Origin of the sequence: Microcystis sp. MC19 (genome assembly GCF_003019735.1) — a bacterium.
Lineage (GTDB): Bacteria > Cyanobacteriota > Cyanobacteriia > Cyanobacteriales > Microcystaceae > Microcystis.
Genome location: NZ_CP020664.1, coordinates 3836952 through 3863150, shown reverse-complemented (window position 1 = coordinate 3863150; position 26199 = coordinate 3836952). Strand labels below are relative to the sequence as shown.

The window sequence follows — 26199 nt, the reverse complement described above, 5'->3', positions numbered from 1 at the left end:
TACCCATCCTGAACATTTTCTGTCCTGATGGTGGACGATCAATAAATCAATAATATTCCTAGTTTTCTGGTTAAAAATTCCCTCAATCTCTGCCAAAGCAATTCAGTATAAATTCTTAATTTTCTAGATATAATTACATTTTTTCCCTAAAATGTTAGCTGGAATACTGAGTAAATCGAGAAAATCTGGATAAAGCCAGTATTTTTAGCTCCTTAACCCTATCAATCAAGCTAAAATCAATGATTACTCGTCAAGAACTTAAGAAACTACAATCCCTAACTCAAATACCCGCCCTTTCCATTCTCTTACCTACCCATCGCACCTCACCGGATAACAAACAAGACCCTATTCTCGTTAAAAATTTGGTCGATGAAGCAAAGCACCGATTATCGGCAGAATTCTCTAAACGTGAAATCGAACCTTTGTTCGAGCGCCTCGATAGTCTCGTGGCTGAAATAGATTATCCTTATACTCTAGATGGATTAGCTCTCTATATTGGTCCGGATATTGCCAAGCTTTATAACTTGCCTTTTTCTGTCCAGGCAAGAGTTGTCATCGATAAAACCTTTGCCACACGGGATTTAGTTTATGGATTACATCGAGAACAACCCTATTGGCTGTTACTATTAAGTCAGGGTTCTACTCGTTTAATCTCAGCTACAGGAGAAACTCTCGAAGAAATTCGCGATCAGAATTTTCCCTTAGAAATGACTGGACCGGGGGCCACCGCACCACTGCCCTTTGATGCCGATACCAGTTATCTAGATGATAGAATCCGGCGATTTTTCCAGCAGGTAGATAATGCTCTGGGTGAATACATTGACATTGATGATTCTTCCCCTTTGATTGTGGGTGGAGTGGTTCGTCAAATTTCCTTCTTTCAAGAAGTTTCACAGTACACATCAGCAATTGTTGGCACTTTAACCGGCAATTTTGACAAAACCTCACTGCCAGAATTAATTCCGCAAGTATTGCCGATTATGCATTCAGTGCGTCAGACTCAAAAAACTGAAGCCCTGCAAGCTTTGGACGCGGCAGTCAGCGCTCAAAAAGTTATCTCTACCCTGGGAGAAGTGTGGCGTTTAGCGCAGGAAGGTCGAGGAAAATTGTTATTAGTGGATAAAAATTACCATGTACCCGCAGTTTTAAGCGAAAACGGTGATTTGATACTGGTGGAAAACGTCGGTGGTACGGAGGTAATCGATGATGCAGTGGATGAAATTATCGAAGTGGTATTGGCCAAGGGAGGACGTGTAGCTTTAGTCGATGAAGATTCCTTGAACGATTACCAAAAAATTGCCTTAATTTTGCGTTATTAGACCTAATGGGCCGTTTCACAAGCTCCAATACTAACCCATTGACTAGAACCATCAGACCAGTATTCTTTTTTCCAGATGGGGGCATTATGCTTGAGAGTATCAATAGCATAACGACAGGCTGCGAAAGCTTCCCCGCGATGGGGACAACCCACCGCTACTAAGACGCTAATTTCCCCGATTTGTAGCTTACCAGTGCGATGGTGAATGACAACTCGATTGGTATCGGGCCAAGTTTGCCGAATTTGCCGAGCAATTTGCCGGAAAACCTCGATCGCCATGGGTTCGTAGGCCTGATAATCAAGACAAATAACCGGTTTACCGTCGGTTTGCTCCCGTACAGTGCCACTCATTAGTACAACAGCACCATTAGCCCCATCATCGGCTAATTGATATACTTCCTGCAAAGATAAGGGAGCAAAACTGACGCGAAAACTATCTGGTGTCATGGATGAGGGGATCGGGGAGTGGGGAAGTGGGGGGGGTGGGGAGATGGGAATTATGAATTATGAATTATGAATTGGGGGGTGGGGAGATGGGAATTATGAATTATGAATTATGAATGGGGGGTGGGGAGATGGGAATTATGGCTCTCCCAGCTTTGGTGGGTAAAATGTATTCTAAGATACATTTCTCAAGAGCGAGGGGGTGGAACGAACCACAAAGACACAAAGGACACAAAGATCGATCGATCCTATGTCAATTAAACTTATCACACAGAACCTAGAAGAGCCGAATTATGAATTATGAATTATGAATTGGGGGGTGGGGAGATGGGAATTATGAATTATGAATTATGAATTGGGGGGTGGGGAGATGGGAATTATGAATTATGAATTATGAATTGGGGGGTGGGGAGATGGGAATTATGAATTATGAATTATGAATTGGGGGGTGGGGAGATGGGAATTATGAATTATGAATTATGAATTGGGGGGTGGGGAGATGGGAATTATGAATTATGAATTATGAATTATGAATTGGGGGGGGGGAAGTGGGGAAGTGGGGTGTAGGGTGTGGGGTGTGGGGTGTAGGGTGTGGGGAAGGAAACCTCTTTCATCTCTGGTGGTGAAAATTTTTTCAAGAAGACAATTGCTGTCAAACCAGCGAGCCGAGTATTTTGGATGTATTTGTACTTCCTTGATCTGTTTGTCTTTGAGTCTTTCAGTCAATGGGAATTTTAAGGAACCCATCCTTAACTTTAATCCTGGCAATAATCAGGGGGAAATGTCCGTCCGATCCAAAGCAGAACGTAGGTTGGGTTGAAGCATGAAACCCAACGCCCGATTATGTTACGCTACCGCTAACCCATCCTACAAATAATTGTGCCTCCCTACTTAACTTTAATCCTGGCAATAATCAGGGGGAAATGTCCGTCCGATCCAAAGCAGTCAGGGAGTTAAAAGTTTTTACTGTAGCTTTAGTGTATAGTGAAATATTCTCAACGTCAAGCCGTCCTAAAAGGCCGGGGTTTCAAACCGATTATTTTCGATGAAAAAATTAATTCTAGCCACGAGTAACCCGGGTAAATTAGCAGAGATAGGGGAATACTTAACCGATATCGACCTAGAATTGCAGTTAAAACCCGATGATTTAGAGATAGAGGAAACCGGGGCGACTTTTGCCGAAAATGCCTATTTAAAAGCTGCTCAAATTGCCCTAACTTTGGGAGAATGGTCGATCGCTGATGATTCGGGATTGGAAGTAACCGGGTTAGGAAATGCCCCGGGGATTTACTCGGCCCGCTACGGTGAAAATGATCGAGAAAGAATCGATCGCCTCGTCAGAGAATTAGGAGATAATCAAGATCGTTCGGCCCGTTTTGTCTGTGTAATTGCGATCGCCCGTCCCGATGGTGAGATTGCCTTGAGCGCCACAGGAATCTGCACGGGAGAAATTCTCACCAGTCCTAGGGGTGAGGGTGGTTTTGGTTACGATCCGATTTTTTATGTCCCCGAATACGCTTTAACCTTTGCGGAAATGCCTCCCGAATTAAAAAGAAAAATTAGCCACCGAGGACGAGCTTTTGAGCAATTGCTGCCCCATCTCAAGACTCTCGCGGGTACAAATTCATTAAGGCTCTGACTTGTTCAGCATGATAAGAGCTTCTTGTCAAGGGACTCGCAACAATTTGTAAAAATCCCAGAGATTCCCCATATTCGCGCCAAGCGTGGAACTGTTCGGGGGTGACAAATTCCTGCACACCGAGATGTTTTGGCGATGGTTGCAGATACTGCCCGATGGTGAGAATATCACAATCAACGGCCCGTAAATCGCGCATTACTTGGCGCACTTCCTCGTCGGTTTCCCCCAATCCCACCATAATGCCCGATTTTGTGTAGGTAGCGGGAACAATGGCGCGAGCGCGCTGCAATAATTCCAGAGAACGCTGGTAATCACCCTGGGGACGCACACGACGGTAGAGACGGGGAACAGTTTCGGTATTGTGGTTTAAAACTTCAGGTTTAGCGGCAAGAATTAAAGCTAAAGCCTCCCAATTGCCGCAAAGATCGGGAATCAGCACTTCGATGGTGGTTTTTGGGGAAATGCGGCGAATTTCCTCGATACAACGGACAAATTGACTAGCGCCTCCATCGGCCAAATCATCGCGATTGACAGAAGTGATCACTACATGATTAAGATCAAGACGTTGCACGGCTGCCGCTAGTCGCAGGGGTTCCGTGGAGTCTAAAGGTTGCGGTTTTTTCTCAAAATCGATATCACAGTAAGGACAGGCGCGAGTGCAAGCAGGACCCATAATTAAAAAGGTAGCCGTCCCCGCGTGGAAACATTCGCCGATATTGGGACAGGAAGCCTCCTCACAAACGGTATTTAAGCCTAAATCGCGTAAAACCTCCTTAACACTGCCGACTCGCTGCCATTGCGGTGCTTTTACCCGTAACCACTCTGGTTTGACCGTCACGCCTGAACTACTCCGATAATTTTTGCCTATATCCCTAATATCCTAGCAAGTCTCGACCCAATCAAGGCCGAATATGCTATGATAATTTAGCTAAAAACTTTCGGGATGTAGCGCAGCTTGGTAGCGCACTTCGTTCGGGACGAAGGGGCCGCAGGTTCGAATCCTGTCATCCCGATTAAAGACAATCAAGGGGAGAGGCAAAATAGGCTCTCTTGGGTTTGCTGGGTAAAATGTATTCTAGGATATAGTCCTGCTGGCGAGGGAGTGGAAAGAACCACTCCAGACACAGAGGACACAAAGATCGATCGCTCCTATATGGGTTAAACTGATCACACCAAGAATAAGAGAGTCCAAAATCTATCTTCTCTTTGATTATAACTACTTATTTACCTCCTCTAAGCCCATGTCTAGATTATTAATCAGCCAGTATCAGGCGGAAGTTGAGAAGATTGTCCAATATGGCGGCAGTCGCAAGGAAACTTCGATTAGAGTAGAACGTAGGTTGGGTTGAAGCATGAAACCCAACGCCCGCATGGGTTACGCTACCGCTAACCCATCCTACAAATAATTGTGCCTACCTACTTAACTACTTAATTTACCTCCTCTAAGCCCATGTCTAGATTATTAATCAGCCAGTATCAGGCGGAAGTTGAGAAGATTGTCCAATATGGCGGCAGTCGCAAGGAAACTTCGATTAGAGTCGCTTTTCAGAATTTATTAAATGACTATTGCAAGGCGCAGGATTTTTTGTTAATTCCGGAGTTGGATTATCGCACTAAGTCGGGAAAAGTTGTCTATCCTGACGGGACGGTTAAGGATGCTTTACGGTTAGATTGGGGATATTGGGAAAGTAAGGATCAATACGATAATTTAGACGAAGAAATTGAGAAAAAGTTAGCGAAAGGCTACCCTAATGACAATATTTTATTTGAAGATTCCCAGACGGCGGTTTTAATTCAAGGAGGAGAAGAAAGACTGCGCGTCTCGATGCGCGATGATGAGGCTTTGGATGGGATTATTAATGCTTTTATTAATTATGTACGTCCAGAAGTTAACGATTTTCGAGAGGCGATTGATAGTTTTAAGGAAGATTTACCAACAATTTTAGAAGCGTTGCGGGATTTAATTGCGTTGCAGTCGGAGACGAATCGGAATTTTGTGACAGCGCGGGACAATTTTTTAGAGATTTGTCGCAAGTCAATCAATCCAGAAATTAGTCTGGAAGATGTGCGGGAGATGATTATTCAGCACATCCTGACAGAGGATATTTTTATCAATATTTTTAATGAGTCCCAGTTTCACCGGGAAAATAATATCGCTAGGGAATTACAGGGAGTGATTGAAACTTTCTTTACTGGTAATACCAAGCGCAATACTTTAGGGACTATTGAACGTTATTATGCGGTAATTCGGCGGACAGCGGCGAATATTTATAACCACCACGAAAAGCAGAAGTTTCTCAAGGCGATTTATGAGAATTTTTATAAAGCATACAATCCGAAAGCGGCGGACCGGTTGGGAATTGTCTATACACCCAATGAAATTGTCCGTTTTATGATTGAAAGTGTCGATTATTTAGTCCACAAGCATTTTGGTAAGTTGTTGGCGGATCCAGGAGTAGAAATTTTAGATCCGGCGACGGGGACAGGAACTTTTGTAACGGAGTTGATTGAGTATTTACCGAAGGATAAGTTACGGTACAAGTATAAGCATGAGATGCACTGTAATGAGGTGGCAATTCTGCCTTATTATATTGCTAATTTGAATATTGAGTTCACCTACAAGCAGAAGATGGGTGAGTATGAGGAGTTTGAGCATATCTGTTTTGTGGATACCCTGGACCATGCTGCTTTTCATCTCAAGCAGATGGATTTGTTTGCCATGTCGGTGGAGAATACCCAACGCATTCAAAATCAAAATGACCGCAATATTTCTGTAATTATTGGTAATCCTCCTTATAATGCCAAGCAGGAAAATTTTAATCAAGATAATGCAAATCGGGTGGTGATTCTGTAGTAGTGATGGCGGCTTAATCCTTTGCCAGTTGTGCATTGTAGTCATGGATAAAATACCAAACAGCCCCAACGTGATTCTCCATTTTTTTAGAGAAAGATAGACTCTCTCTCACCAACCGAGAAATCCTTTGTCGAAAGGTATTATTTAATCTTTCAATATGATTAGTTTGACCAGTTTCTTTCCCGACTGGTCGATGACGTTTACTGGGAATTACTGTCTTATATGACTCCCAAAAGTCTGTGTAAGCAACTGCACATTGTCGGTAAACACCTGGTAAACTAGCCCAAAGTTTTTTGGCTGATTGACGACTCCTATCTCCTAAATAGCAACCAATAATTTCTCTTGTATTTCTATCAATTGCCAGCCAAATATAGACCTTTATCGTCTTAGAAAAAACAAAAGACCACATTTCATCACATTCTATAACCAATTTACCTTTTGGTTTGTCTGAAACCTTTATTTGACGGGGGACAGCCGCCAGTTTATTGTTGACATAATTTTGTAACCATGACCAACTTACCCCTGTTACTCTAGCAATTCCTCGTAAGGAAATTCGTTCGAGCAAGAGTTTATCAATTAATTGTTTGGTTTCGTCAGAGACGGTTTTATTAGTGGGATTGATCACAAACTGACGACCACATTCTTTACATTGACGTTTGGGTTTTCCATTATGAATAGAACCATTCTTGATCGTATGGTGAGAACCACAATTAGGACAGGGGAACGGAGGTGAACTAGGGGGGGGACTTTGTTCGGTGCTAGACTGATATTTCAGTAAGCCAGACAGGAGCCAGAAAAAGATATTTATCAGAAAAGTCATGATCAAGCTAGAGGTTTAAAGACTGATTCGAGCCAATTATTTTTATTAATAAATATTTTACACAATTCATACCAGGTAAGCAAGAGAGCTACGCCACTACTACCGAATCATTACCGCAAATCGAAGTTATGAAGCGATTGACAAGCGCATTAAATATAGTTATGTCAAAGAAGGTAAGGCACAGAATCAAATTGTCGTCTATGATATGTACACTCGTTTTATTCGTTGGGCTTCTGATCGGTTAAATAAAAATGGTATAATAGCGTTTATTACTAACTCTTCTTTTATCGATGCGTTGGCTTATGATGGATTTAGAAAAGTAGTAGAGAATGAGTTTAGTGAAATTTATATCATTGATTTAGGTGGTAATGTCAGGAAAAATCCTAAACTTTCAGGGACAACTCATAATGTTTTCGGTATTCAGACGGGGGTGGCGATTAGTTTGATTGTGAAGCGAGAAAGTAATAATCTTCCTTGTCAAATTTTATATACTCGCCGTCCTGAATTGGATACAGCAGCGCAAAAATTAGAGTTTTTGTCATCGACAAAACTTAATCAGCTTGATTTTGAGCATATCATCCCAGATAAAAAACATAATTGGCTCAATCAATCAGATAATGACTTTGATCAACTGCTACCCTTGGTTGATAAGGAGGTAAAAAGTGGTAAGTCTGAGAAAGCTGTGTTTAAGTTGTTTTCGTCAGGACTTAAAACTCAGCGAGATGAGTGGGTTTATGACTTTTCAAGAGATACGCTCGAAGCAAAGATGAGGTTTTTTGTAGATGTTTATCAGAGAACTTTTAAAGATGAAAATTATCAAGAACGAAATCAGATTAAATGGGATCGAGAATTAACTAAGTATCTTTCTAAAAGAATATCAAAGGTATTTAACGATGCTAATATGTTGATGAGTTATTATCGTCCATATACAAAACAATGGCTCTATTTTGACAAGCATTTCAACGGAATGACTTATCAATGGTTTAATATTTTTAACAATGAATTTAATAATATCATAATTGGCTTAAATGTCGGTTCAGACAAATTTGTATCTCTTGTATCAAATCATATTATTGATCTTGCTTGTTTGCTAGTTAGTGGGGGTAGTACCCAATGTCTCCCCCTCTACTACTACGACAAAGAAGGAAACCGCATCGATAATATCACCGATTGGGGATTGCAACAATTCCAAAAACATTACAACGATAAAACCATCACCAAACTCGATATCTTCCACTACACTTATGCAGTCCTTCACTACCCAGAATATCGCAGTAAATATGAATTAAACCTCAAGCGAGAATTTCCCCGGCTTCCCTTTTATGATAACTTCTCTCAATGGGTAGAATGGGGAAGCAAACTAATGGAATTACACATCAACTATGAAACCGTCGCACCCTACCCACTAACCCGCATTGATACTAATAATAACCTCAAACCGAAAACTAAACTAAAAGCTGACCGAGAAAAAAATTCCATCAACCTCGATGATGTCACTTTCCTACAAGATATTCCCAAAATTGCCTGGGAATATAAACTCGGTAATCGTTCGGCCTTAGAATGGATTTTAGATCAATATAAGGAAAAGAAACCCAAAGATCAAACCATCGCCGAAAGATTTAATAATTATCGCTTCGTCGATTATAAAGAAACAGTAATTGACTTATTACAACGAGTCTGTACTGTCAGCGTCGAAACCATGAAAATAATAGAAGCGATGAGACATTAAAAAGATTGCTTCCGGGAAATCTTATTCTACATTCTACACCCTGCCTCCAAGAAAAACTTTTTGCCGCAAACCCTAAGTAGGGAGGCACAATTATTTGTAGGATGGGTTAGCGGTAGCGTAACATGAGCAGGCGTTGGGTTTCATGCTTCAACCCAACCTACGTTCATCTTATATTTAATTCCACCCACCCACTTACTTTTTATCATTGTCTAAGTTGTTGTAGTTTTTCTGTCTCTTTTGCGGGTGGTTGTATAGTTTTTTTTGCGGGTTATTCCCAAGCGTTCGGCTATTCTTGCCACTGTCGCCACACTTAACACTATACCAGTTCTTTCTAGGAATAGTTTCGATAGTTGAGCAAGAGTTGCGTCATTATTTTCCTCAATTAACGTACCGAGGACGAGCATTTGTTCTGGCGTGAGTTTTAAATGACGTCCACATCGATAAGTCTTTGGTCGAACATCTCCTGTGTCTCGATATTGTTTCAAAAGCTTTTGTACAAAACTTAGGGTTACGCAGAATCTTTTCGCTAATTGTCTTTGAGAGATGGGTTCGTTATAATAACAGTCGAGGATTTTCTGACGGAACTCTACTGGATAGGATTTCATTTTTAGTGCGGTTTAGCTATCAATGACATTATACTTCATATTTGTGAGAAAGAAAGAAAATTGAGACGAGGCAACCCTACCCCCCCAACCCCCCCGACATCGGGGGGGCAACTCACCCACCGACATCGGGGGGGGCAACTCCCCAACCTACCGACATCGGGGGGGCAACTCCCCAACCTACCGACATCGGGGGGGCAACTCCCCAACCTACCGACATCGGGGGGGGCAACTCCCCAACCTACCGACATCGGGGGGGCAACTCACCCACCGACATCGGGGGGCAACTCCCCAACCTACCGACATCGGGGGGCAACTCCCCAACCTACCGACATCGGGGGGCAACTCCCCAACCTACCGACATCGGGGGGGCAACTCACCCACCGACATCGGGGGGCAACTCCCCAACCTACCGACATCGGGGGGGCAACTCACCCACCGACATCGGGGGGCAACTCCCCAACCTACCGACATCGGGGGGGCAAGGGGAGATTCAGCTAATCTAAGGATAGGCGGTTAAGATGCGTCTTAGCTTAGTGGGTTTTCTGGCGCGACGCAAGCGATCGCTAAAGATGTTATTATCTAGGACAGTCAACTGAAAATTTCTGCAACTTTCCTAGCCACCAATGAGAGCGATCGCTAAAGATGATATTCTTTATATTCACCATGAGGATGTGCCGGTTTACAAAAAAGGCGGTTCAGTGGTGAGAAATAGTTATTTTTGGGCGCTAAAATCGATCGCCTGTGGAGCGCGTCGGGGACAGGATTGGGAGTTCGATGCGGAGGTGTGGGTGGCGCTGGTGCGGATGTTGCTCTGTTTTGCCAATTCTGGCTATTTGGGGGATGGTGAGACAATTTTAGAGTTTACTGTCGATTGTCCCATTCCCGAACCTTTGCGGGGGATATCTACTTACTTATAGCTTCACTGAGATAGTTAGCGGTGGATTCCACCAGGGGAATAGTATTTTCGTATAACATTCGCGTCGGTCCGATAATGCCAACACTACCGACGGGAGTATCTCCCTGTTTATAAAAAGCGGAGATAAGAGTACAAGGGCGCATGGATTCCAGAGGATTTTCGGAACCAATGGTGATTTTGACTTTTTTAGCTGATTTTTCTGGTTCTGGTCTTTGTAAAATCAGGGGTAAAAGGCGATCCTGTTCTGCTTCCAATAGATGCAGTAACATTTGTACTTGTTGCCATTGGGCGAATTCTGGCTGTCGAATGACTTCAGCGACACCATGGACGATAATCTCCGGCGTGGCAGTGGATTGGAGACTAGCGCCGATTTCTTGGCTTAATTGTTGGAGAAAATGGGTATAACGGGTAAATTCTCGCTCGATTTGCTGCCAATCGAGGTTAATTAAATCTGCCAAGCAATAACCTTTTAATTTTTCCCCGAGAAAATTAGAGAGGATTTGTAATTCTTCTGCTAATCCATCCTTCTTGTCCGTTGCCATAGACTCAGGAATCTCTATCATAACCGAGCGTGTTTGTAAACTATCTGTAACAATAATTAACATGATCTGCCGGTCCGAGACGGGGACTAATTGCAGATGACGCAGGGTATTGGTGAGGGTGTGGGGGAGGGTAACGATAGCGATATAACCGCTTAAACCGGCTAAAAGTTGGGTGGCCCGTTGCAGCAGACTTTCGAGACTCCAAGCGGGAGATTTAGCCTTTTGATGCAGATAATAGCCGATTTTTTCGCCGATACGGTCATCGGGAGTCATTAACTCATCGACGTAGAGACGATAACCCCAATCGGAGGGAATGCGTCCGGAGGAAGTGTGGGGTTGATAGAGTAAACCTTCTTTTTCCAGTTTACCGAGAGCATTGCGAATCGTGGCGGAACTAACAGTAAATTTGTACTCCTCCAGCAGAGTTTTCGAGCCAACCGGTTCGGCCGTGGCGATATAATGTTGGATTGTGGCCTTTAAGATATGTTGATAGCGATCGCTGAGATGGTTTCTAGCGGACATAGGGGGATAATCTTAACAAAAGATTTATAACATTTTTTTAGACAGTATAACGCTTAATCAGTTATCAGTTATCAGTTATCAGTTATCAGTTATCAGTTATCAGTTATCAGTTATCAGTTATCAGTCATCAAGGTTCTTCGTTACTTGGTATGGTTCGATCGGGTGGCATAAATCGACTATATCCTTATCTGGCCAGAGATTTAATTGATTAGTTCGCTCTAGATCAAAAACAATTGACAAAAATCGCGGCAATGTCTGTCTCTATAAGGGTTTCATTCCTTATAACCCCGTCCATTGCAGAAGACAAACCGAAGGACCGTAATCAATGGGGAGAAGGGGGATAGTTTACCCCGCTCTTTTCCCGATGGAGGCGATCAAAATTAGTAACGGGGAATATTAGGATCGACGAGGAGGGAATAAGCATCGATGCCGCCGTTAATATTTTTAACATTAGTAAAACCCTGACTTTGTAGCCATTGGCACATTTGCAGGGATCTCATGCCATGGTGACAGATAACCAGGGTTTCCGCTTGGGGGTTGAATTGGCTGGCAATAGTGGGCGACCATTCTTGGTATTGACTCAAGGGTAAAATGGTAAAATTGGCTACAGATGCCATGGCAACTTCCTCCGGTTCGCGCACATCAATAAGTTGTAAATTAGGATCATGATCGGCTAAACGGAGAGCGAGTTCATGGACGCTAATTTCGGGAATGCTCATAGATTTGGTCTTAAGAATCGGTTATCTTTCCTTTAGAGTAGCAAATCGAGGGACCCTGAGCGGTTAGGTACTTGCGTAGGAATAATATCCCAGCCAAGTGGGGGGATTTGGTCAGTGCCAGAGCGGGGGGGGTGATATAATGGGGAACGGGCAGGTATTGAAGACATTGATGCTTTTTAGTACGCCGATTAATCGACAAGCTGAATTTCGATGAATATTGAACAAGCCGTTATCGAAAACTTGCGAAAACTTCCTTTAGAAAAACAACAAGAAGTCTTAAACTTCAGCCAATTTCTAACTCAGATAACTTCGCCAAAAATTGCAGAGATGACCTCCCACGAAAAAGCAGAAGATTGGCTAAAATTTCTGGAAAGTCAACCCAAGGATACCCCCGGATTACCCGATGAAGCCTTAGGGCGTGAAACTATCTATGACTAATGGCTAAATATCTATTTGATACCAATATTTTGCTGAGGCTGAGTGACAGAATTTCCGCTAATTATGCCTTGTACTGCATTCTCCCCACTTCCCCACTTCCCCACTTCCTCACTTCCCCACTTCCCCACCTCCCACTTGATAATTCATAATTCATAATTCATAATTCCTCCCAGCTTATGATTCCCCTACAATTAACCCTGAAAAATTTTCTCAGTTATCGCGAGGCAGTGCTAGATTTTCGCGGATTACATACTGCCTGTATTTGTGGTGCCAATGGTGCAGGAAAATCCTCTTTACTCGAAGCAATTACTTGGGCAATTTGGGGAGAGAGTCGCGTCTCGATTGGTGATGATGTGATTCATGGGGGCAGCGATTATGCGCGGGTAGATTTCGAGTTTAGTTATGGGGGAGAAATCTATAAAATTATCCGTAGTCGTCACCGGGGGGGAAAAGCTTCTGGTTTAGATTTTCAGGTGATCAATGATCAGAGTTTTCGTCCTTTATCGGGTAAAAGTATTAAAGATACCCAAGCACAGATTAATACTTATCTAAAAATAGACCATAAAACTTTTATTAATTCTGCTTATTTACGACAGGGACAAGCGGACGAGTTTATGAAACAGCCTCCCAGTGGTCGTAAACAGATTTTAGCAGAATTATTACAACTCGATCGCTATGAAATTTTAGCGAATAAAGCTAAGGATATATCGAAACAATTTGATGGACAGTCCCTCCAGATCGAGCAGCAGGTAGAAACTATCAAACTCCGTCTTCAGGAGAAAAATTCTTATCAGCAACAGCTGCAAGAGTTAAGCACCCAAATTGACCAAATTAATCAAGAACAAGAGGTAAATAATCGCCGTTTACAGCAACTACAGGGGGAAGAAAATCAGCGTCAGAATTGGGAAAAACAGCTGCAGTGGCAAAGAGAACAGGAGCGAGCTTTATTAGCAGAAATCGAGAGATTAGACCGGGAAAAAGTTAGTCTAGACAATCAATTAAATCAAATAAGGACTATTCTTCATCGCAAAAATGAGATTATTACCGCACACGAGCGCCTAATCAATTTAGACCAGAAAGAGGCCAGTTTGTCAAGTCAATTACAAGCTTGGCAACAGGCCCAGTATGATAAACAACAATTAGAACAGAAATTACAGCAAAAAATTAACGAATTTACCCTTCCCATCCAACAAACGAGCGCTCGTTTAGAAGAATTGGGAAGACAGGAACAAGAAACTCAAAAAATTATCGAGCAAGCGGGGGATATTCAAGCAGGATTAGAGAAGTTAAATTATCATCGTCAACGTCTTCAGGAATTGGATAGATTAGCTTTAAAATATGCTCCTTTAAATAGCCGGAAAGCTGATTTAAATATGCAGTTGGAACGGGAAAAAGCCAGGATTAATGCTCGTCGGGAACAACTGCAAAGAAATCGGCAACAATTAGAGACAGAAATCGCTCGTATTCCTGTACTAAGAGAGGAAGCTCTCAATTTAGCCAAACGGATTAAGGAACTGGATAAAAAACAAACCTATTGTGAACGAGTTGAAGAAAAGGAAACTCTTAAACAAGTGGATAAAAAAAGTTTATTGGAGCAACAAAAAAGATATGAAGAACAACTTTTAGAGTTAACTGATAAATTGGAAAAATTAAATATTCCCGATTCGGTTTGTCCTTTGTGTGAACAGAATTTAGACAGTCATCACCGTCATCAAGTAATCAGAAAAACCCATCAGCATCAAGAACAAATTCAAGAGCAAATCTGGTCCCTACAGGAAAGGATGGCAGACTGCGATCGAGATTTAAAACGTTTACGGGAGGAATTAGCCCAAATTAAACAAGAATTGCCAGCAAGATCGAGCCTACAACAAAAATATGTGCAGTTAGAAGTTAAGTTAGAAACTATTGAAGAAAAGGAAATAGAACTAGAAAAAACCGAGGAGATACTTGTCCAGTTAGAAGCACTTTTAAGCAGTGGCAATTATGCCCTAGAATTACAGCAAGAATTGCAAATTGTCAATCAAGAAATCGCCCTATTAAACTATGATGAACAAAGTCACGCTTTAGTCAGAGGAGAAGAAAAAAGATGGCGTTGGGCAGAAATTCAAGAATCAGAACTTAAGCAAGCAAACCGTCGTTTAGCTAATATCAAGGCCGAGAAACCTAATTTAATTAATCGATTAGCTAGACTAGAACAGGAGAAACAAGAACTAGGTCAAAACTCCCCACTTAAACAGGAAATTGAACGCTTAGAAAAGCTTATTCAAAACTTGAATTATGATCGCGGTGAACATCAGAATATTCAAAATCTGATCCGACAATTACAGGGGGTAAGATTACAGTATCAAGACTGGCAACAAGCAGAAAAAAATTATCCAGAAATAGCCGCTAAAATCGCTGACATTGAGCAAAGATTACAGGTGCGAAATGAGGATCGCCAGAAGCTGAATCAGGAGTTAGCAAATATTAGTCAAAAGATTGGTACTTTGACCGACTATCGCCAAGAAATAGCCGCATTATCGACTAATATTCAACAGCGAAGACAGATAATTGATGGATTACTCTCCCAAAAAGGTCGGGTTGAGGAGAAATTACATCAACTAGAAACTTTAGGTAAACAACTGACAGAAAAAGAGGGCGATTTAGCTAAAGTTAAACAACAATATAGAGTTTATAAAGAGTTAGCCCTAGCTTTCGGCAAAAATGGTTTACAAACTCTGATGATTGAGAATGTTTTACCAGAGTTAGAAGCACAAACTAATCATATTTTAGCTCGCTTAACTGGTAATCAATTTCATGTACAGTTTTTAACCCAAAAAAGCGGTAAAGGTACTAAGAAACAGCAACAAAAGTTAATCGATACTTTAGATATTATTATTGGTGATACCCGGGGATCCCGTCCCTACGAAACCTATTCAGGAGGGGAAGCTTTTCGGATTAATTTCTCGATTCGATTAGCTTTAGCGAGATTATTGGCACAAAGAGCCGGAACAGCCTTACAAATGCTCATTGTTGACGAGGGATTCGGAACTCAGGATGCGGAGGGATGCGAGCGCTTAATTGCGGCAATTAACGCTATATCCGCCGATTTTGCCTGTATTTTGACGGTAACTCATATGCCCCAATTTAAAGAAGCTTTTCAACACCGCATCGAAGTCCGCAAAACCGAACAGGGTTCTCAATTAATGTTATTATCCTAGAAAAAATATTGATGTAAAGATGGAAAAGATTACGATCACAGTAAAACTATTTGCTATTTATCAAGAAGTCTATCAAACTTCACAATTAAACCTCGAATTTCCTGCCCACACTTCCGTGGCAGCAGTGTTAAACTATATTATAGCCCCCTATCCCCAATTAGAAAGATGGCGCGACGTTACTCGTTTTGGAGTTAATCTTCAGTTTGTTTCGGGAGAGAAAATCCTCGAAAATGGCGATGAGATAGTTTTAATTCCCCCCGTTAGTGGTGGCTAAATGGGGTTTGCGGAAAAAGTACGGGCGAAGCATTCGGATAGAAAATCTACGGTTTCACCGATAGGTTATTGTCCGAATGCTTCGCCCCTACAGGACGCGGGCTGATGAAGACGCAAGGTTTTGAAGCACGATTCTCTCAAAATCTTGCACCTGTGGGAGCGAGAAAAGCCACAAAACCCTTACCTTGCCTACATTTCACATTTATTCAGCAAGCCCTAAATGGAGATAGGGAAAATCACAAAAACTGCCACCTTTTTTACTTTTTCCCTGATATCCCGTGTCTAACTGGCAAATTCCCCCATCGGTGTCTCTTCCCCAAGAGTTTTTAAAAATAGTCCAAGACTACACCCCAGAGTCGAATGGCAGCGTCGTCGCACAAATATTATGGCATCGCGGTGTCCAAGATGAGGCGACTCTGCGGACGTTTCTGGATGAGAAAGCTTATCAGTCAAAAACTCCCTTTGATTTTGGGCAAGAAATGAACTTCGCCGTCAAAAGACTGGAAAAAGCCCTAAATAAAGGCGAAAAAGTGACTATTTGGGGTGATTTCGATGCCGATGGTGTCACCGCTACCAGTGTCCTCTGGGAAGGATTGGGACAGTTTTTCCCACCCTATCAACAGTTAGATTATTACATACCCGATCGCCAAAAAGAATCCCACGGCCTCAATTCTCCTGGTATCGAGAAACTAGCGCATCAAGGAACCAGTTTAATCGTCACCTGTGACACGGGAAGCACGAATATCGCCGAAATTGACTATGCAAACAGTCTAGGCATCGATATTATCATCACCGATCATCATACCCTACCCGACGAGCGCCCCGAGGTGATTGCCCTGATTAATCCCCGCTACTTTGTGGAAACCCATCCTTTCTATCATCTTTCTGGGGTTGCCGTTGCTTATAAATTAGTGGAAGCGATGTATTTAACCCTGGCAGATATTCCCAGAAAACCCCTAGAAAATTTACTGGATTTAGTTGCGATTGGTTTAATTGCCGATTTAGTCAAATTAACGGGAGAATGTCGTTATTTAGCCCAAAAAGGTATGCAAAAACTGCAAAATACTCAGCGTTTGGGAGTTAAAAAATTACTCGATTTATGTAACAAAACCGGAGATAGACCGATGGATATATCCTTCGGTATTGGACCGCGCATTAATGCCGTCAGTCGCATTTATGGCGATGCTAGATTTTGTGTGGAATTACTTACCAGTGAAGATGAAAAACGTTGTCACGAATTAGCTGAACAAGCGGAATTAGCCAACATTCGTCGCCAAGAAATTCAACGGGATATTATTAAACAAGTTCAGAAAAAACTAGAGAAAATTGATCTTTCTACCACTAATGTAATTATTTTAGATGATCCCCAATGGATGGCGGGAATTTTAGGATTAGTTGCGGGACAAATTGCCCAAGAATACCAACGACCAACAATTTTATTAAGTACCAGTGAACCACCTTTTGCTAAGGGTTCCGCTAGGTCAATTCGCGAGATCGATCTTTATCAATTAGTATCCTCTCAATCCCATCTTTTACATCGTTTTGGTGGTCATCCTTTGGCTGCGGGTTTAAGTTTAACTATAGAAAATTTACCACTATTTATTGAGGGAATTAATCAACAGTTGCGACGCACAGGAATTGATTTAACTTCCCTTTCTTCCCAGATAGAAGTGGATGCGGTGGTGACGGTTTCCCAATTGGGAAAAAGTCTATTTAGAGAATTAAAATTACTGGAACCCTGCGGGATGGGTAATCCGACACCGAAGCTATTAATTCAAAATTGTTATTTTCACAATCTTTGGCATAAAAATCTTGAGGATTTCAAAGGCAAAAAAATCGCTTATCCCCGGACAACTTTTGAGATTTGGGATAGTTCAATCGAGCAGGGTTTCCCCGGTATGTGGTGGGGTCATCACAAAGACGAAATTGCTGCTGATACCCGTTATGATGCCGTAGTTGAATTAGATTTTAATACCTACAAAAATCGCTATGAAGTGCGCTTAATTGCCCTGCAAACCTATCAACAAGAATACTTAAGCTATAGTAATAAAAAAGATTTTTTAATCGACAATCGCCATCGAGAAATTAGTCAAGAAGTTAGCCAATTAAATCCCCTTTTTCTCTGGGAATGTCCCCGGGATTGGACAAAACTTTCCAGGGAATATCAACAGGCAATTTTACAGGATAAAAAGTTAGTTCTTGCTTATGCTAGTCCTTTAAAAAAATCCGCTCACACCACATGGATAAACCTTGTGGGGATTGGGAAATATTTAGCTAGAACTAAAACCAGTATTTCCCGTCAACAATTACAAAACCGCTTAAACCTCAGTTATCATACCCTAGAATTAGGATTAATTTCCCTAGGAGCAAATGGCTTTAAAGTCAAGAAAAATCAAGAAAATTTATCCTTTGAATTAGTCAATTATGAGGCAAAAATTAATAAGATTGAGCAATTTCTAGAAGCGGTAGCCCTAGAGAACTTTCTCCAGCAATACTTTGCTACTGTTCCCCTAGAAATACTGCAAACAATTCTCAATCATGAAGACTCGATCGATTTCTAGTTATAACCCTTATTTACTGATAACTGATAACTGATAACTGATAACTGATTACTGATTACTGATTACTCCTTGACCGAAGAATTTCGGAGGTTTTGCCAGGGTATAAACTTCCGTATTTTGTGCGATTGCTTGACGAATATAGAGAGGAGTTTGTAACATTCCGAGCAAAGTCATGCCATCAATTAAACGTAATCCTCCTGTAGTTGTATCGCTGATTAATTCATCCACCACCTCGGGATCGGGACGAGTATTTAAAGGATGATTAGCACAGAGAGTAAAACCCCAAGGGGAACCATAACTAGGAGTAGGAGCGCAATAGGAATGAACGTAGGGAAAAACTGCTTTTAAAGTATTCACCAAACGCGCATGATACATCACCGAAGGAGGAGAAACTGGGCCAGATTGGACAACAACAATGCCATTTTCGGCCAAAACTCTTTGTAGTTTTTCAAAGTATTCTTTCGTGAATAGGGGGAAAGAAGGACCCTCTCCGATGGGATCAACCAGATCAGAAATAATAATATCCCATTTATCGTTAGTGGTGTCTAAAACTTCTAAAGCATCGGCCACAACTAACTCAAAACGAGGATCATCAAAAGTGCCTTGGTGCATTTCGGGAAGATGTTCCTTACAAGCTGCTACCACATCCCCATCGATATCGATCATCATCACTTTTTCGATGGTTTTCCAACGCAATAACTCCCGCGTTGTCGCACCTTCACCACCCCCCAGAATTAAAGCAGTTTTTGGTTCTTGGTGGGCAATCATTGCCGGTTGCACTAATGCTTCATGATAAATAAATTCATCCCCCGTACAAGATTGCCATTTCCCATCCAGTACCAAGGCTTTTCCATAGGCCCCCGATTCAACAATATACATCTCCTGAAAAGCGGTTTTTTTGTAGGCTAAAATCCTGGAAACCCCATGACTATAAATGTCCCAGGGGGTAATATATTCGTTAACCCATAGATCCGCTTTTAGTTCACTTCCTGCCATAACTAATCCTCCTTGGGGTGAAAAAGGCACGATCCATCATTATACAACAATTGACAAAATTCGATCGATAACCTGAAATTATCTCCGGGTAATCCCGAAGCTGCCGATAATCGATCGCTGAAAAACGGTAAGCTAGAAAAGATTAGCAAACAGTAAACTTCTAGCCACTAACCTATGAGCAAAAACGAGACTACCGAGAAAAAGATTTTTCTCCTAGATTTTGAGAAACCCCTCTACGAATTAGAATCTCGCATCGAACAGATTAAAGAATTAGCCCAAGAAAATGGCGTGGATGTCTCGGAACAAATTGGTCAACTAGACGAACGAGCTAATCAATTACGTCGTGAAATTTTTAGCAATCTTACCCCTTCCCAAAGGCTACAATTAGCCCGTCATCCCCGGCGCCCCAGTACCCTAGACTATATTCAAGCCATCACCGATGAATGGTTCGAGTTACACGGTGATCGCTGTGGTTACGACGATCCTGCCCTTGTGGGTGGTGTTGCCCGTCTTAACGGTCGTCCCGTGGTGATTATCGGACATCAAAAAGGCCGGGATACTAAGGATAATGTGGCTAGAAATTTCGGCATGGCTGCCCCCGGTGGTTATCGTAAAGCCATGCGTTTAATGGAACACGCCCATCAGTTTAATCAGCCAATTTTAACCTTTATTGACACCCCCGGCGCCTGGGCGGGGGTGGAAGCGGAAAAATTAGGTCAAGGAGAAGCGATCGCCTATAATCTTCGGGAAATGTTCCGTTTAGATGTGCCGATCATTTGTACTGTTATTGGCGAAGGTGGTTCCGGCGGTGCTTTGGGTATTGGTGTTGGCGATCGCCTATTAATGTTAGAGCATTCTGTCTATACCGTGGCGACTCCCGAAGCTTGTGCCGCCATTCTCTGGAAAGATGCCAAAAAATCCGATAAAGCGGCAGTTGCCCTCAAAATTACCTCAAAAGATTTAAAAGAGTTAAATATTATCGATCAGATCGTTCCTGAACCCTCCAGAGGAGCCCATGCTGATCCGATTAAAGCGGCAGCCAATTTAAAAGCCGCTATTAGTGACAATTTAGAGACTTTATCTTTGTTAACACCCCAACAACGGCGCGAATCTCGTTATCAAAAATTCCGCAATTTAGGCGTATTTTTAGAGGCTACAGCTTAATCAGTGATCGGTGAGCAGTTATCAGATGTGAGTTTTCAGTGATTAGTTTGTTTTGTAGATTTGGAAGATTTCAGCTTCAGTTTAAGGGTTGCACCGACAAAGCTATAATATTGATGGCAGGTTCAAAGACACACCAAATGAAACGGGACGAGGTGCTGGCAATTCTAGAGGCACACCGAGAACAGTTACAAAAACTAGGGGTGAAATCTTTGTCTTTATTTGGTTCAGTGGCCAGGGATGAAGCTGATGCCGATAGTGATGTAGATTTGTTAGTAGAATTCGATCGACAAGGTGGTTTTTTTCAACTTCTGCAAGTACAGTATTATTTAGAAGATATTCTGGGATGCTCTGTGGATTTAGGAACTCAGGATGCCTTAAGAGAACATTTACGGGAACCTGTGCTTGAGGATCTGATCAATGCCTTCTAGAGATTGGCGACTTCGCCTTCAAGACATTTTAGAATCTATCAGTGAAATTGAACAGCGAACAAAGGCAATGACGTTTGAGGAATTTGCCAAGAATCAAACAAATATCAAAGCGGTTCTCTATGATTTTATTATTATCGGAGAAGCAACTAGAAATGTACCGAAGGAAATTCAGTCTCGCTATCCTCTTATTCCTTGGCGTTTAATGGCAGGAATGAGAAATGTTGCAACTCACGAATATTTTCAAGTTAATTTAAGTAGAATTTGGGCAACAATTCGAGAAGATTTGCCGACCTTAGTACCACAACTACAAGAAGTATTGTCAAGGGAAAAAAAAACAGAATAGTTGCGGGGCATTTGTCATATTTAGGGCTGGCTGAATGATGGTAAAACCCTTTGAAAATAAGACTTTTGACCTGTTAAAATCCGATGTTATACTAAATCCAGTTATTAAAGACGGATTATCTATTACCCCTATTGCCTCTCCTCATAAGTAGCCTATACTAAACGGATTTAGTATTAGTCCGATTATTTCCGAGTTATTAGTAGTAAATTAATCCTACCAATTAAAAGGTCCCAAAGCCCGATCGTTGTAATCGCCACCCTCGGCAATAAAATGAATGACCATCGATTTACGGGTTAGCAGGGTATTATTAATCTTCCCACCACCATGAATTAACATTCCGTGCCAGAGAAGAATCTCTCCTTTTTTAGCAGTAAATGATTGACAGTCATAATTCTGAGCGCGCTGGTTAACATAATCTTGGTATTGGGGAATTTGAGCGGCAGTAATATTTTTAAGATTGACGGCGGGATAGTCTGGAAAAAAGTCAGTTACTTTGATATTTTTATGAGATTTAGGATAAAAAATTAGCGGGCCAGCATCTGCGGAAATATCTTCCAAGGCAATCCAAACACCAACTAAATGATTAGCAGGATGAACATAAAAAACTGCCATATCCTCGTGCAGTCCTTGCTCTGTACCGTGCAGGAAGTTGATGGAATATCTCGGTTCGCAGGATTTGCCAATAATTAAATTAACTAAATCTCTCAGATTTTGATTGTCAAAAATTGCTTGAGCGGCGGGGGAAATCTCATGAAAGCCATGGAGTCGCCAAATAGAATTGACTAAGGCTTTTCTTTGCTCGATATCTAGGGCTAAAACTTGCTCGTGACTTAAACTCGCCGGTAGATTTTCTGCTTGAATGCCTTCAATTCTTAATCCAGGGATAGCCGATTCTAGGAAAAATAAATCGGCTAATTCTGCTACTAAATTATCGATCGCCGTTGCGGGAATTAAATCTTTGACAATACAATAACCCAATTCTCGCCAATGGTCAAGGAGTTGATATTCTCGTTCGGAAATTCGCCGTTGTTGACGAGCTTTTTGCAGGGATTTTTCGGCTCGCGATCGATCTAACCAGGGTAATTCGGCAGTAGAATTGAAAGACCAGGGAAAATTTTTTAAGATATCGGCAATTTTAAGAATCATGGTGAGTCCATCTTTTCCGAGCTACTTTCGGACTATTCTAATCTATGAGTGTTCGGTCTAGTCTGTCAACAGATATAAATTATCTGAAAAAACCCCCTAGTATGAGTTAGGAGGTTACAGGGAAAAAATTAATCAGGGTTGATGGGATTAACTGGCGCTAACTTCAGCAGGATAAACGCTAACTTGACGGCGACTTTTATCCTTGTATTCAAATTTGACCACACCATCAATTAAAGCGAATAAAGTATCATCACCACCACGACCAACATTTTTACCCGGGTGAACTTTAGTACCCCGTTGACGGATGAGAATATTTCCCGCTTTTACCACTTGACCACCGTAGCGCTTAACGCCTAGGCGTTGGGAACGAGAATCGCGTCCGTTGCGGGTACTACCCGTACCTTTCTTATGAGCCATAATTTCTCTCCAAATGCTTTTTTGATTCTAAAAGTTATTCTTCTTCATCGCTACTATTTTCTACAACTTCAGCGACGGAGGTAGCAGCAGTGGCGACTAGGGTTTTACCGTTATAATTGATTGAATCAATCATAAAACGGGTAATTTCTTGACGATGACCGCGTTTTTTACGGGTTTTCTTTTTCGGGCGCATTTTATAGACAATAACTTTTTTGCCCCGACGATGTTGTATGACAGTGCCTTCGACGGTGGCCCCTTCGATAAAGGGCTGACCGATGCTAATATCATCCTCATCATGGATTAACAGCACTTTGTCGATGGTATGGGTACTTTGTTCATCGACGGGAAGAAGTTCGATATCGTAATAGCGACCTGGTTCCACCCGAATCTGTTTGCCACCGGTCTCAATAATTGCGTAACTCATGAATTTTCTGCGCTCGTTTTGCCGTACAGGTAGCTGAAAAAAATTCCAGCTTTTGTGCTAATGTCTTCACCTGATCCGAGCAGGAATTGACACAATTTACTATCATCTAATATTCGGGGGGCAATTGTCAAGCTTTTAGCCCACCGATTCGCTATATACTAAAAATAATCTTACAAAAAGCTCAATTAAACCGTTATGGAACAGTGGGAAAGCAGAGGACACCTGTTAACCGAACAAATTAACCCAAACAGCCTAAATTTAGACCAATTAAACCCGCTCGAATTGGTGGATCTGTTCAATCGCGAGGATGCCCAAACCCTAAAAGCGATCGCCATGGCCCGGCAAGAATTGGCCCTAGCAATCTCCCTGACCGGTCAAGCTCTGGCTAAAGGTGGCAGACTCTTTTACATTGGGGCGGGAACCAGTGGCCGGCTGGGGGTTTTGGACGCGGCCGAATGTCCTCCCACCTTCTGCACTCCCCCGGAATTGGTACAGGGAATTATTGCCGGTGGAGCGGCGGCGCTGGTGCGTAGTTCCGAAGATTTGGAGGATAAAGCGGAAGATGGGGCGGCCGTGATTGCCCAGCGAGAAATTCACGAATTAGACGTGGTAGTGGGGATTACCGCCGGGGGTACTACCCCCTACGTTCACGGGGCTTTACAGGCGGCAAAACAGCGAGGTGCGACGACGATTGCCATTAGTTGTGTCCCCGCCGAACAGGTGGAAATCGCGGTGGATGTGGATATCCGCTTATTGACCGGACCAGAACTTCTGGCCGGCTCCACCCGTCTGAAAGCGGGAACGGTGACGAAAATGGCTTTAAATATCCTTTCCACAGGGACAATGGTAATGTTAGGCAAGGTGTACGGCAACCAGATGGTCGATGTGGCTGTTACTAATCATAAACTCCATGACCGCGCCCTGCGGATTATCTGTAACCTTAGCGATATTAGTCGTGAGGAAGCGGCTATTTTGCTGGAAAAAAGTGGCCGCCGGGTTAAACTGGCTTTGTTAATGCAGAAAACGGGACTTTCGGCGGCGGCAGGACAAGAATTGTTACAAAAGCATCGAGGGCAATTACGGGCTGCCCTGCAAGCTTATAATCAAATTGATTGATAAAAACCTATTGATTTTGACTTTCCTATGGTTAATATTTCTTCGGAAATTGCTGCGGTCGCTGTTATTTTCCTCTTCGCTGGTGCTATCTTAACTTGGAGTTTTTATCGAGCTAAACCCTACGGCCAACTGGGAATTTTACCTTGGTTACAATCCTTGGTACTAATCGCTCCTTGGTTAATTTTTTTCGGGCTATTTGCGGCGGGAATTTATCTCAATCTAGCGGTAATTCTCTTTTTACTGGTTGCTTCCACCATTATCTATATTTATTTGGGCAACCGTTTACGCTTACTCAAAACCAATCAGATAATTGAACCGAAAGTTAACCAGGCAGTTAGCCAGTCCGTTACTCCTCTAGAAATCCAGGCAGCGGTGACAGCAATTGTGCCGGATGTGATGCCAATTCCCGAACAGGATCTAAAAGTTATTCAGAGTATTTTTGGGATAGATACTTTTTTTGCCACCGAGACTATCTCTTTTCAGGAAGGGGCAATTTTTAAAGGCAATTTACGGGGAGAACCAGATAGCGTTCACTCTCGCTTAACCCAGAAATTAACTAATCATTTTGGCGACAAATATCGTTTATTTCTGGTGGAAGGAACCGAGGAAAAACCTGTGGTAATTATCCTTCCCAAAACTAACGATCCTAGTCCTGCCACTCTTGCTCAAAAAAATCTCTCTTTAGTTTTGTTAGTAGCCACTATTGTCACCAGCTTAGAAGCGGCTGGAATTTTATTGGGTTTTGATTTGTTTGGTAATTGGCAGAGATATCGAGAAGCAATTCCCCTGAGTTTGGGTTTATGGTCGGTATTAATTGCCCACGAAATCGGTCATCTAATTATCGCTAAACGCCATAATGTTCGTCTCAGTTTACCCTATTTTCTTCCCACTTGGCAGATTGGTTCTTTTGGGGCGATTACTCGTTTTGAATCTTTATTACCTAACCGCAGTGTCCTATTTGATATAGCTTTCGCTGGTCCTGCTTTGGGAGGTTTGGTTTCTTTAATCTTGTTAATCGTTGGACTGACTTTATCTAATTCGGCCAGCCTTTTTCAAATCCCTAGTAACTTTTTCCAAAGTTCAATTTTAGTGGGTTCTTTAGCGCGGATAGTTTTGGGCGACGAGTTACGAAATGCTGTTATCTCCGTGCATCCTTTAACTGTTATCGGTTGGTTAGGATTGGTGATTACCGCCCTTAATTTACTGCCCGCCGGACAGTTAGATGGTGGCAGAATTGTTCAGGCTATTTATGGTCGCAAAATTGCCCGCCGCACCACTGTGGCAACTTTGGTCATTTTGGGCATTATTTCCTTAGTTAATCCCAGTAATCCGATTCCTCTCTATTGGACAATTTTAGTCGCTTTTTTACAAAGAGAGTTGGAAAGACCGAGTTTAAACGAGTTAACCGAACCCGATGACACCCGCGCCGGTTGGGGTTTATTACTACTCTTTTTAATGTTGGCGACTCTGATTCCTTTAAGCCCTAGTTTAGCGGGACGGTTAGGCATCGGTGGCTAAATACTTCCCCGAAATTCTTGCCATTGATTGCCGTCAAAAAAAAGCTTGACAAAAACTCAAGTCTTGA

The 26199-nt window shown here is 42.2% G+C and carries 22 protein-coding genes, 1 tRNA gene and 2 pseudogenes; 15 read left to right on the top strand and 10 right to left on the bottom strand.

The window, feature by feature from the left end; all coding sequences use genetic code 11:
- The first annotated feature begins 239 nt into the window (after positions 1-239).
- Positions 240-1319, top strand: coding sequence for a hypothetical protein (locus tag B5D77_RS19710; RefSeq protein ID WP_008196944.1), 1080 nt, complete (start codon positions 240-242; stop codon positions 1317-1319).
- Positions 1320-1321: 2 nt separating this feature from the next.
- Here B5D77_RS19710 and B5D77_RS19705 read toward each other — a convergent pair whose 3' ends face one another.
- Positions 1322-1765: a molybdenum cofactor biosynthesis protein MoaE gene (locus tag B5D77_RS19705; protein ID WP_008196947.1), complete on the bottom strand. Its 444-nt coding sequence runs from the start codon at positions 1763-1765 to the stop codon at positions 1322-1324.
- A gap of 1042 nt (positions 1766-2807) precedes the next feature.
- On the opposite strand from B5D77_RS19705, the gene rdgB reads away from it, so the two are divergent.
- Positions 2808-3401, top strand: a complete 594-nt coding sequence (rdgB, locus tag B5D77_RS19695) for an RdgB/HAM1 family non-canonical purine NTP pyrophosphatase (protein ID WP_106909484.1) — start codon at positions 2808-2810, stop codon at positions 3399-3401.
- On the opposite strand, the gene lipA is transcribed toward rdgB, so the two are convergent.
- Positions 3364-4269, bottom strand: coding sequence for a lipoyl synthase (lipA, locus tag B5D77_RS19690; protein ID WP_071988975.1), 906 nt, complete (start codon positions 4267-4269; stop codon positions 3364-3366). The genes rdgB and lipA overlap by 38 nt on opposite strands.
- A 71-nt stretch (positions 4270-4340) precedes the next feature.
- On the opposite strand from lipA, the gene B5D77_RS19685 reads away from it, so the two are divergent.
- Positions 4341-4414, top strand: a tRNA-Pro gene (locus tag B5D77_RS19685).
- A gap of 437 nt (positions 4415-4851) precedes the next feature.
- Positions 4852-6240: pseudogene (locus B5D77_RS19680) on the top strand (N-6 DNA methylase); the annotation flags it as partial.
- A 28-nt stretch (positions 6241-6268) separates the two neighbouring features.
- Here the strand turns inward: B5D77_RS19680 and B5D77_RS19675 are convergent.
- Positions 6269-7075: an IS1 family transposase gene (locus B5D77_RS19675; protein ID WP_254052957.1), complete on the bottom strand. Its 807-nt coding sequence runs from the start codon at positions 7073-7075 to the stop codon at positions 6269-6271.
- A gap of 115 nt (positions 7076-7190) precedes the next feature.
- Here B5D77_RS19675 and B5D77_RS19670 point away from each other — a divergent pair.
- Positions 7191-8804: pseudogene (locus B5D77_RS19670) on the top strand (type ISP restriction/modification enzyme); the annotation flags it as partial.
- A gap of 209 nt (positions 8805-9013) precedes the next feature.
- Here B5D77_RS19670 and B5D77_RS19665 read toward each other — a convergent pair.
- A complete protein-coding gene (locus B5D77_RS19665; protein WP_008196953.1) occupies positions 9014-9409 on the bottom strand; it encodes a hypothetical protein in 396 nt (131 codons plus the stop codon).
- 623 nt (positions 9410-10032) lie between these two features.
- Here B5D77_RS19665 and B5D77_RS19660 point away from each other — a divergent pair.
- Positions 10033-10326 carry a hypothetical protein gene (locus tag B5D77_RS19660; RefSeq protein WP_002760270.1) on the top strand — a complete coding sequence of 98 codons (294 nt, stop codon included), beginning with the start codon at positions 10033-10035 and terminating at the stop codon, positions 10324-10326.
- On the opposite strand, the gene hrcA is transcribed toward B5D77_RS19660, so the two are convergent.
- Positions 10313-11389, bottom strand: coding sequence for a heat-inducible transcriptional repressor HrcA (hrcA, locus tag B5D77_RS19655; RefSeq protein WP_106909483.1), 1077 nt, complete (start codon positions 11387-11389; stop codon positions 10313-10315). The two genes, B5D77_RS19660 and hrcA, sit on opposite strands and share 14 nt — an antisense overlap.
- A 380-nt stretch (positions 11390-11769) precedes the next feature.
- Entirely contained in the window at positions 11770-12108 is a 339-nt protein-coding gene (locus B5D77_RS19650) for a rhodanese-like domain-containing protein (RefSeq protein WP_002760272.1), read from the bottom strand.
- Between the two features lie 210 nt (positions 12109-12318).
- Between B5D77_RS19650 and B5D77_RS19645 the strand changes: the two genes are divergently transcribed.
- The 4 genes from B5D77_RS19645 (at position 12319) to recJ (ending at position 18580) form a co-directional block, all read left to right on the top strand.
- Positions 12319-12546, top strand: a complete 228-nt coding sequence (locus B5D77_RS19645) for a hypothetical protein (protein WP_052275324.1) — start codon at positions 12319-12321, stop codon at positions 12544-12546.
- A 176-nt stretch (positions 12547-12722) separates the two neighbouring features.
- Positions 12723-15746, top strand: coding sequence for an exonuclease subunit SbcC (gene sbcC, locus B5D77_RS19635; RefSeq protein ID WP_106909482.1), 3024 nt, complete (start codon positions 12723-12725; stop codon positions 15744-15746).
- A gap of 19 nt (positions 15747-15765) precedes the next feature.
- Complete coding sequence (locus B5D77_RS19630; RefSeq protein WP_008196963.1) at positions 15766-16020, top strand: MoaD/ThiS family protein; 255 nt, start codon at positions 15766-15768, stop codon at positions 16018-16020.
- A gap of 277 nt (positions 16021-16297) precedes the next feature.
- Entirely contained in the window at positions 16298-18580 is a 2283-nt protein-coding gene (recJ, locus tag B5D77_RS19625) for a single-stranded-DNA-specific exonuclease RecJ (protein ID WP_106909481.1), read from the top strand.
- 48 nt (positions 18581-18628) lie between these two features.
- Here recJ and B5D77_RS19620 read toward each other — a convergent pair whose 3' ends face one another.
- A complete protein-coding gene (locus tag B5D77_RS19620) occupies positions 18629-19576 on the bottom strand; it encodes a fused MFS/spermidine synthase (RefSeq protein ID WP_106909480.1) in 948 nt (315 codons plus the stop codon).
- A 174-nt stretch (positions 19577-19750) separates the two neighbouring features.
- On the opposite strand from B5D77_RS19620, the gene accA reads away from it, so the two are divergent.
- From accA to B5D77_RS19605, 3 genes are all read left to right on the top strand, one after another.
- Positions 19751-20740 carry an acetyl-CoA carboxylase carboxyl transferase subunit alpha gene (accA, locus tag B5D77_RS19615; RefSeq protein WP_008196969.1) on the top strand — a complete coding sequence of 330 codons (990 nt, stop codon included), beginning with the start codon at positions 19751-19753 and terminating at the stop codon, positions 20738-20740.
- 137 nt (positions 20741-20877) lie between these two features.
- Positions 20878-21168, top strand: a complete 291-nt coding sequence (locus B5D77_RS19610; RefSeq protein ID WP_002736589.1) for a nucleotidyltransferase family protein — start codon at positions 20878-20880, stop codon at positions 21166-21168.
- The gene (locus B5D77_RS19605) at positions 21158-21511 is read left to right on the top strand and encodes a DUF86 domain-containing protein (protein ID WP_008196973.1); all 354 of its coding nucleotides are present in this window, start codon (positions 21158-21160) and stop codon (positions 21509-21511) included. Before B5D77_RS19610 ends, B5D77_RS19605 begins: the two co-directional genes overlap by 11 nt.
- 213 nt (positions 21512-21724) lie before the next feature.
- Here the strand turns inward: B5D77_RS19605 and B5D77_RS19600 are convergent, their stop codons facing one another.
- From B5D77_RS19600 to rplU, 3 genes are all read right to left on the bottom strand, one after another.
- Complete coding sequence (locus tag B5D77_RS19600) at positions 21725-22657, bottom strand: phytanoyl-CoA dioxygenase family protein (protein WP_106909479.1); 933 nt, start codon at positions 22655-22657, stop codon at positions 21725-21727.
- A gap of 147 nt (positions 22658-22804) precedes the next feature.
- Entirely contained in the window at positions 22805-23074 is a 270-nt protein-coding gene (gene rpmA, locus B5D77_RS19595) for a 50S ribosomal protein L27 (protein WP_002744094.1), read from the bottom strand.
- Between the two features lie 34 nt (positions 23075-23108).
- Positions 23109-23498, bottom strand: coding sequence for a 50S ribosomal protein L21 (rplU, locus tag B5D77_RS19590; RefSeq protein WP_106909478.1), 390 nt, complete (start codon positions 23496-23498; stop codon positions 23109-23111).
- Positions 23499-23693: 195 nt separating this feature from the next.
- On the opposite strand from rplU, the gene murQ reads away from it, so the two are divergent.
- Positions 23694-24614: an N-acetylmuramic acid 6-phosphate etherase gene (gene murQ / locus B5D77_RS19585; protein ID WP_008196984.1), complete on the top strand. Its 921-nt coding sequence runs from the start codon at positions 23694-23696 to the stop codon at positions 24612-24614.
- Positions 24615-24641: 27 nt separating this feature from the next.
- Positions 24642-26132, top strand: coding sequence for a site-2 protease family protein (locus B5D77_RS19580; RefSeq protein ID WP_106909477.1), 1491 nt, complete (start codon positions 24642-24644; stop codon positions 26130-26132).
- Positions 26133-26199 lie beyond the last annotated feature (67 nt).

Excerpts from the sequence above, each read along its gene's own strand:
- B5D77_RS19710 (WP_008196944.1), top strand. The coding sequence starts at position 240 with ATGATTACTCGTCAAGAACTTAAGAAACTACAATCCCTAACTCAAATA.
- B5D77_RS19705 (WP_008196947.1), bottom strand. The coding sequence starts at position 1,765 with ATGACACCAGATAGTTTTCGCGTCAGTTTTGCTCCCTTATCTTTGCAG.
- rdgB (WP_106909484.1), top strand. The coding sequence starts at position 2,808 with ATGAAAAAATTAATTCTAGCCACGAGTAACCCGGGTAAATTAGCAGAG.
- B5D77_RS19675 (WP_254052957.1), bottom strand. The coding sequence starts at position 7,075 with ATGACTTTTCTGATAAATATCTTTTTCTGGCTCCTGTCTGGCTTACTG.
- B5D77_RS19665 (WP_008196953.1), bottom strand. The coding sequence starts at position 9,409 with ATGAAATCCTATCCAGTAGAGTTCCGTCAGAAAATCCTCGACTGTTAT.
- B5D77_RS19660 (WP_002760270.1), top strand. The coding sequence starts at position 10,033 with ATGAGAGCGATCGCTAAAGATGATATTCTTTATATTCACCATGAGGAT.
- hrcA (WP_106909483.1), bottom strand. The coding sequence starts at position 11,389 with ATGTCCGCTAGAAACCATCTCAGCGATCGCTATCAACATATCTTAAAG.
- B5D77_RS19650 (WP_002760272.1), bottom strand. The coding sequence starts at position 12,108 with ATGAGCATTCCCGAAATTAGCGTCCATGAACTCGCTCTCCGTTTAGCC.
- B5D77_RS19645 (WP_052275324.1), top strand. The coding sequence starts at position 12,319 with ATGAATATTGAACAAGCCGTTATCGAAAACTTGCGAAAACTTCCTTTA.
- sbcC (WP_106909482.1), top strand. The coding sequence starts at position 12,723 with ATGATTCCCCTACAATTAACCCTGAAAAATTTTCTCAGTTATCGCGAG.
- B5D77_RS19630 (WP_008196963.1), top strand. The coding sequence starts at position 15,766 with ATGGAAAAGATTACGATCACAGTAAAACTATTTGCTATTTATCAAGAA.
- B5D77_RS19620 (WP_106909480.1), bottom strand. The coding sequence starts at position 19,576 with ATGGCAGGAAGTGAACTAAAAGCGGATCTATGGGTTAACGAATATATT.
- accA (WP_008196969.1), top strand. The coding sequence starts at position 19,751 with ATGAGCAAAAACGAGACTACCGAGAAAAAGATTTTTCTCCTAGATTTT.
- B5D77_RS19610 (WP_002736589.1), top strand. The coding sequence starts at position 20,878 with ATGAAACGGGACGAGGTGCTGGCAATTCTAGAGGCACACCGAGAACAG.
- B5D77_RS19605 (WP_008196973.1), top strand. The coding sequence starts at position 21,158 with ATGCCTTCTAGAGATTGGCGACTTCGCCTTCAAGACATTTTAGAATCT.
- B5D77_RS19600 (WP_106909479.1), bottom strand. The coding sequence starts at position 22,657 with ATGATTCTTAAAATTGCCGATATCTTAAAAAATTTTCCCTGGTCTTTC.
- rpmA (WP_002744094.1), bottom strand. The coding sequence starts at position 23,074 with ATGGCTCATAAGAAAGGTACGGGTAGTACCCGCAACGGACGCGATTCT.
- rplU (WP_106909478.1), bottom strand. The coding sequence starts at position 23,498 with ATGAGTTACGCAATTATTGAGACCGGTGGCAAACAGATTCGGGTGGAA.
- murQ (WP_008196984.1), top strand. The coding sequence starts at position 23,694 with ATGGAACAGTGGGAAAGCAGAGGACACCTGTTAACCGAACAAATTAAC.
- B5D77_RS19580 (WP_106909477.1), top strand. The coding sequence starts at position 24,642 with ATGGTTAATATTTCTTCGGAAATTGCTGCGGTCGCTGTTATTTTCCTC.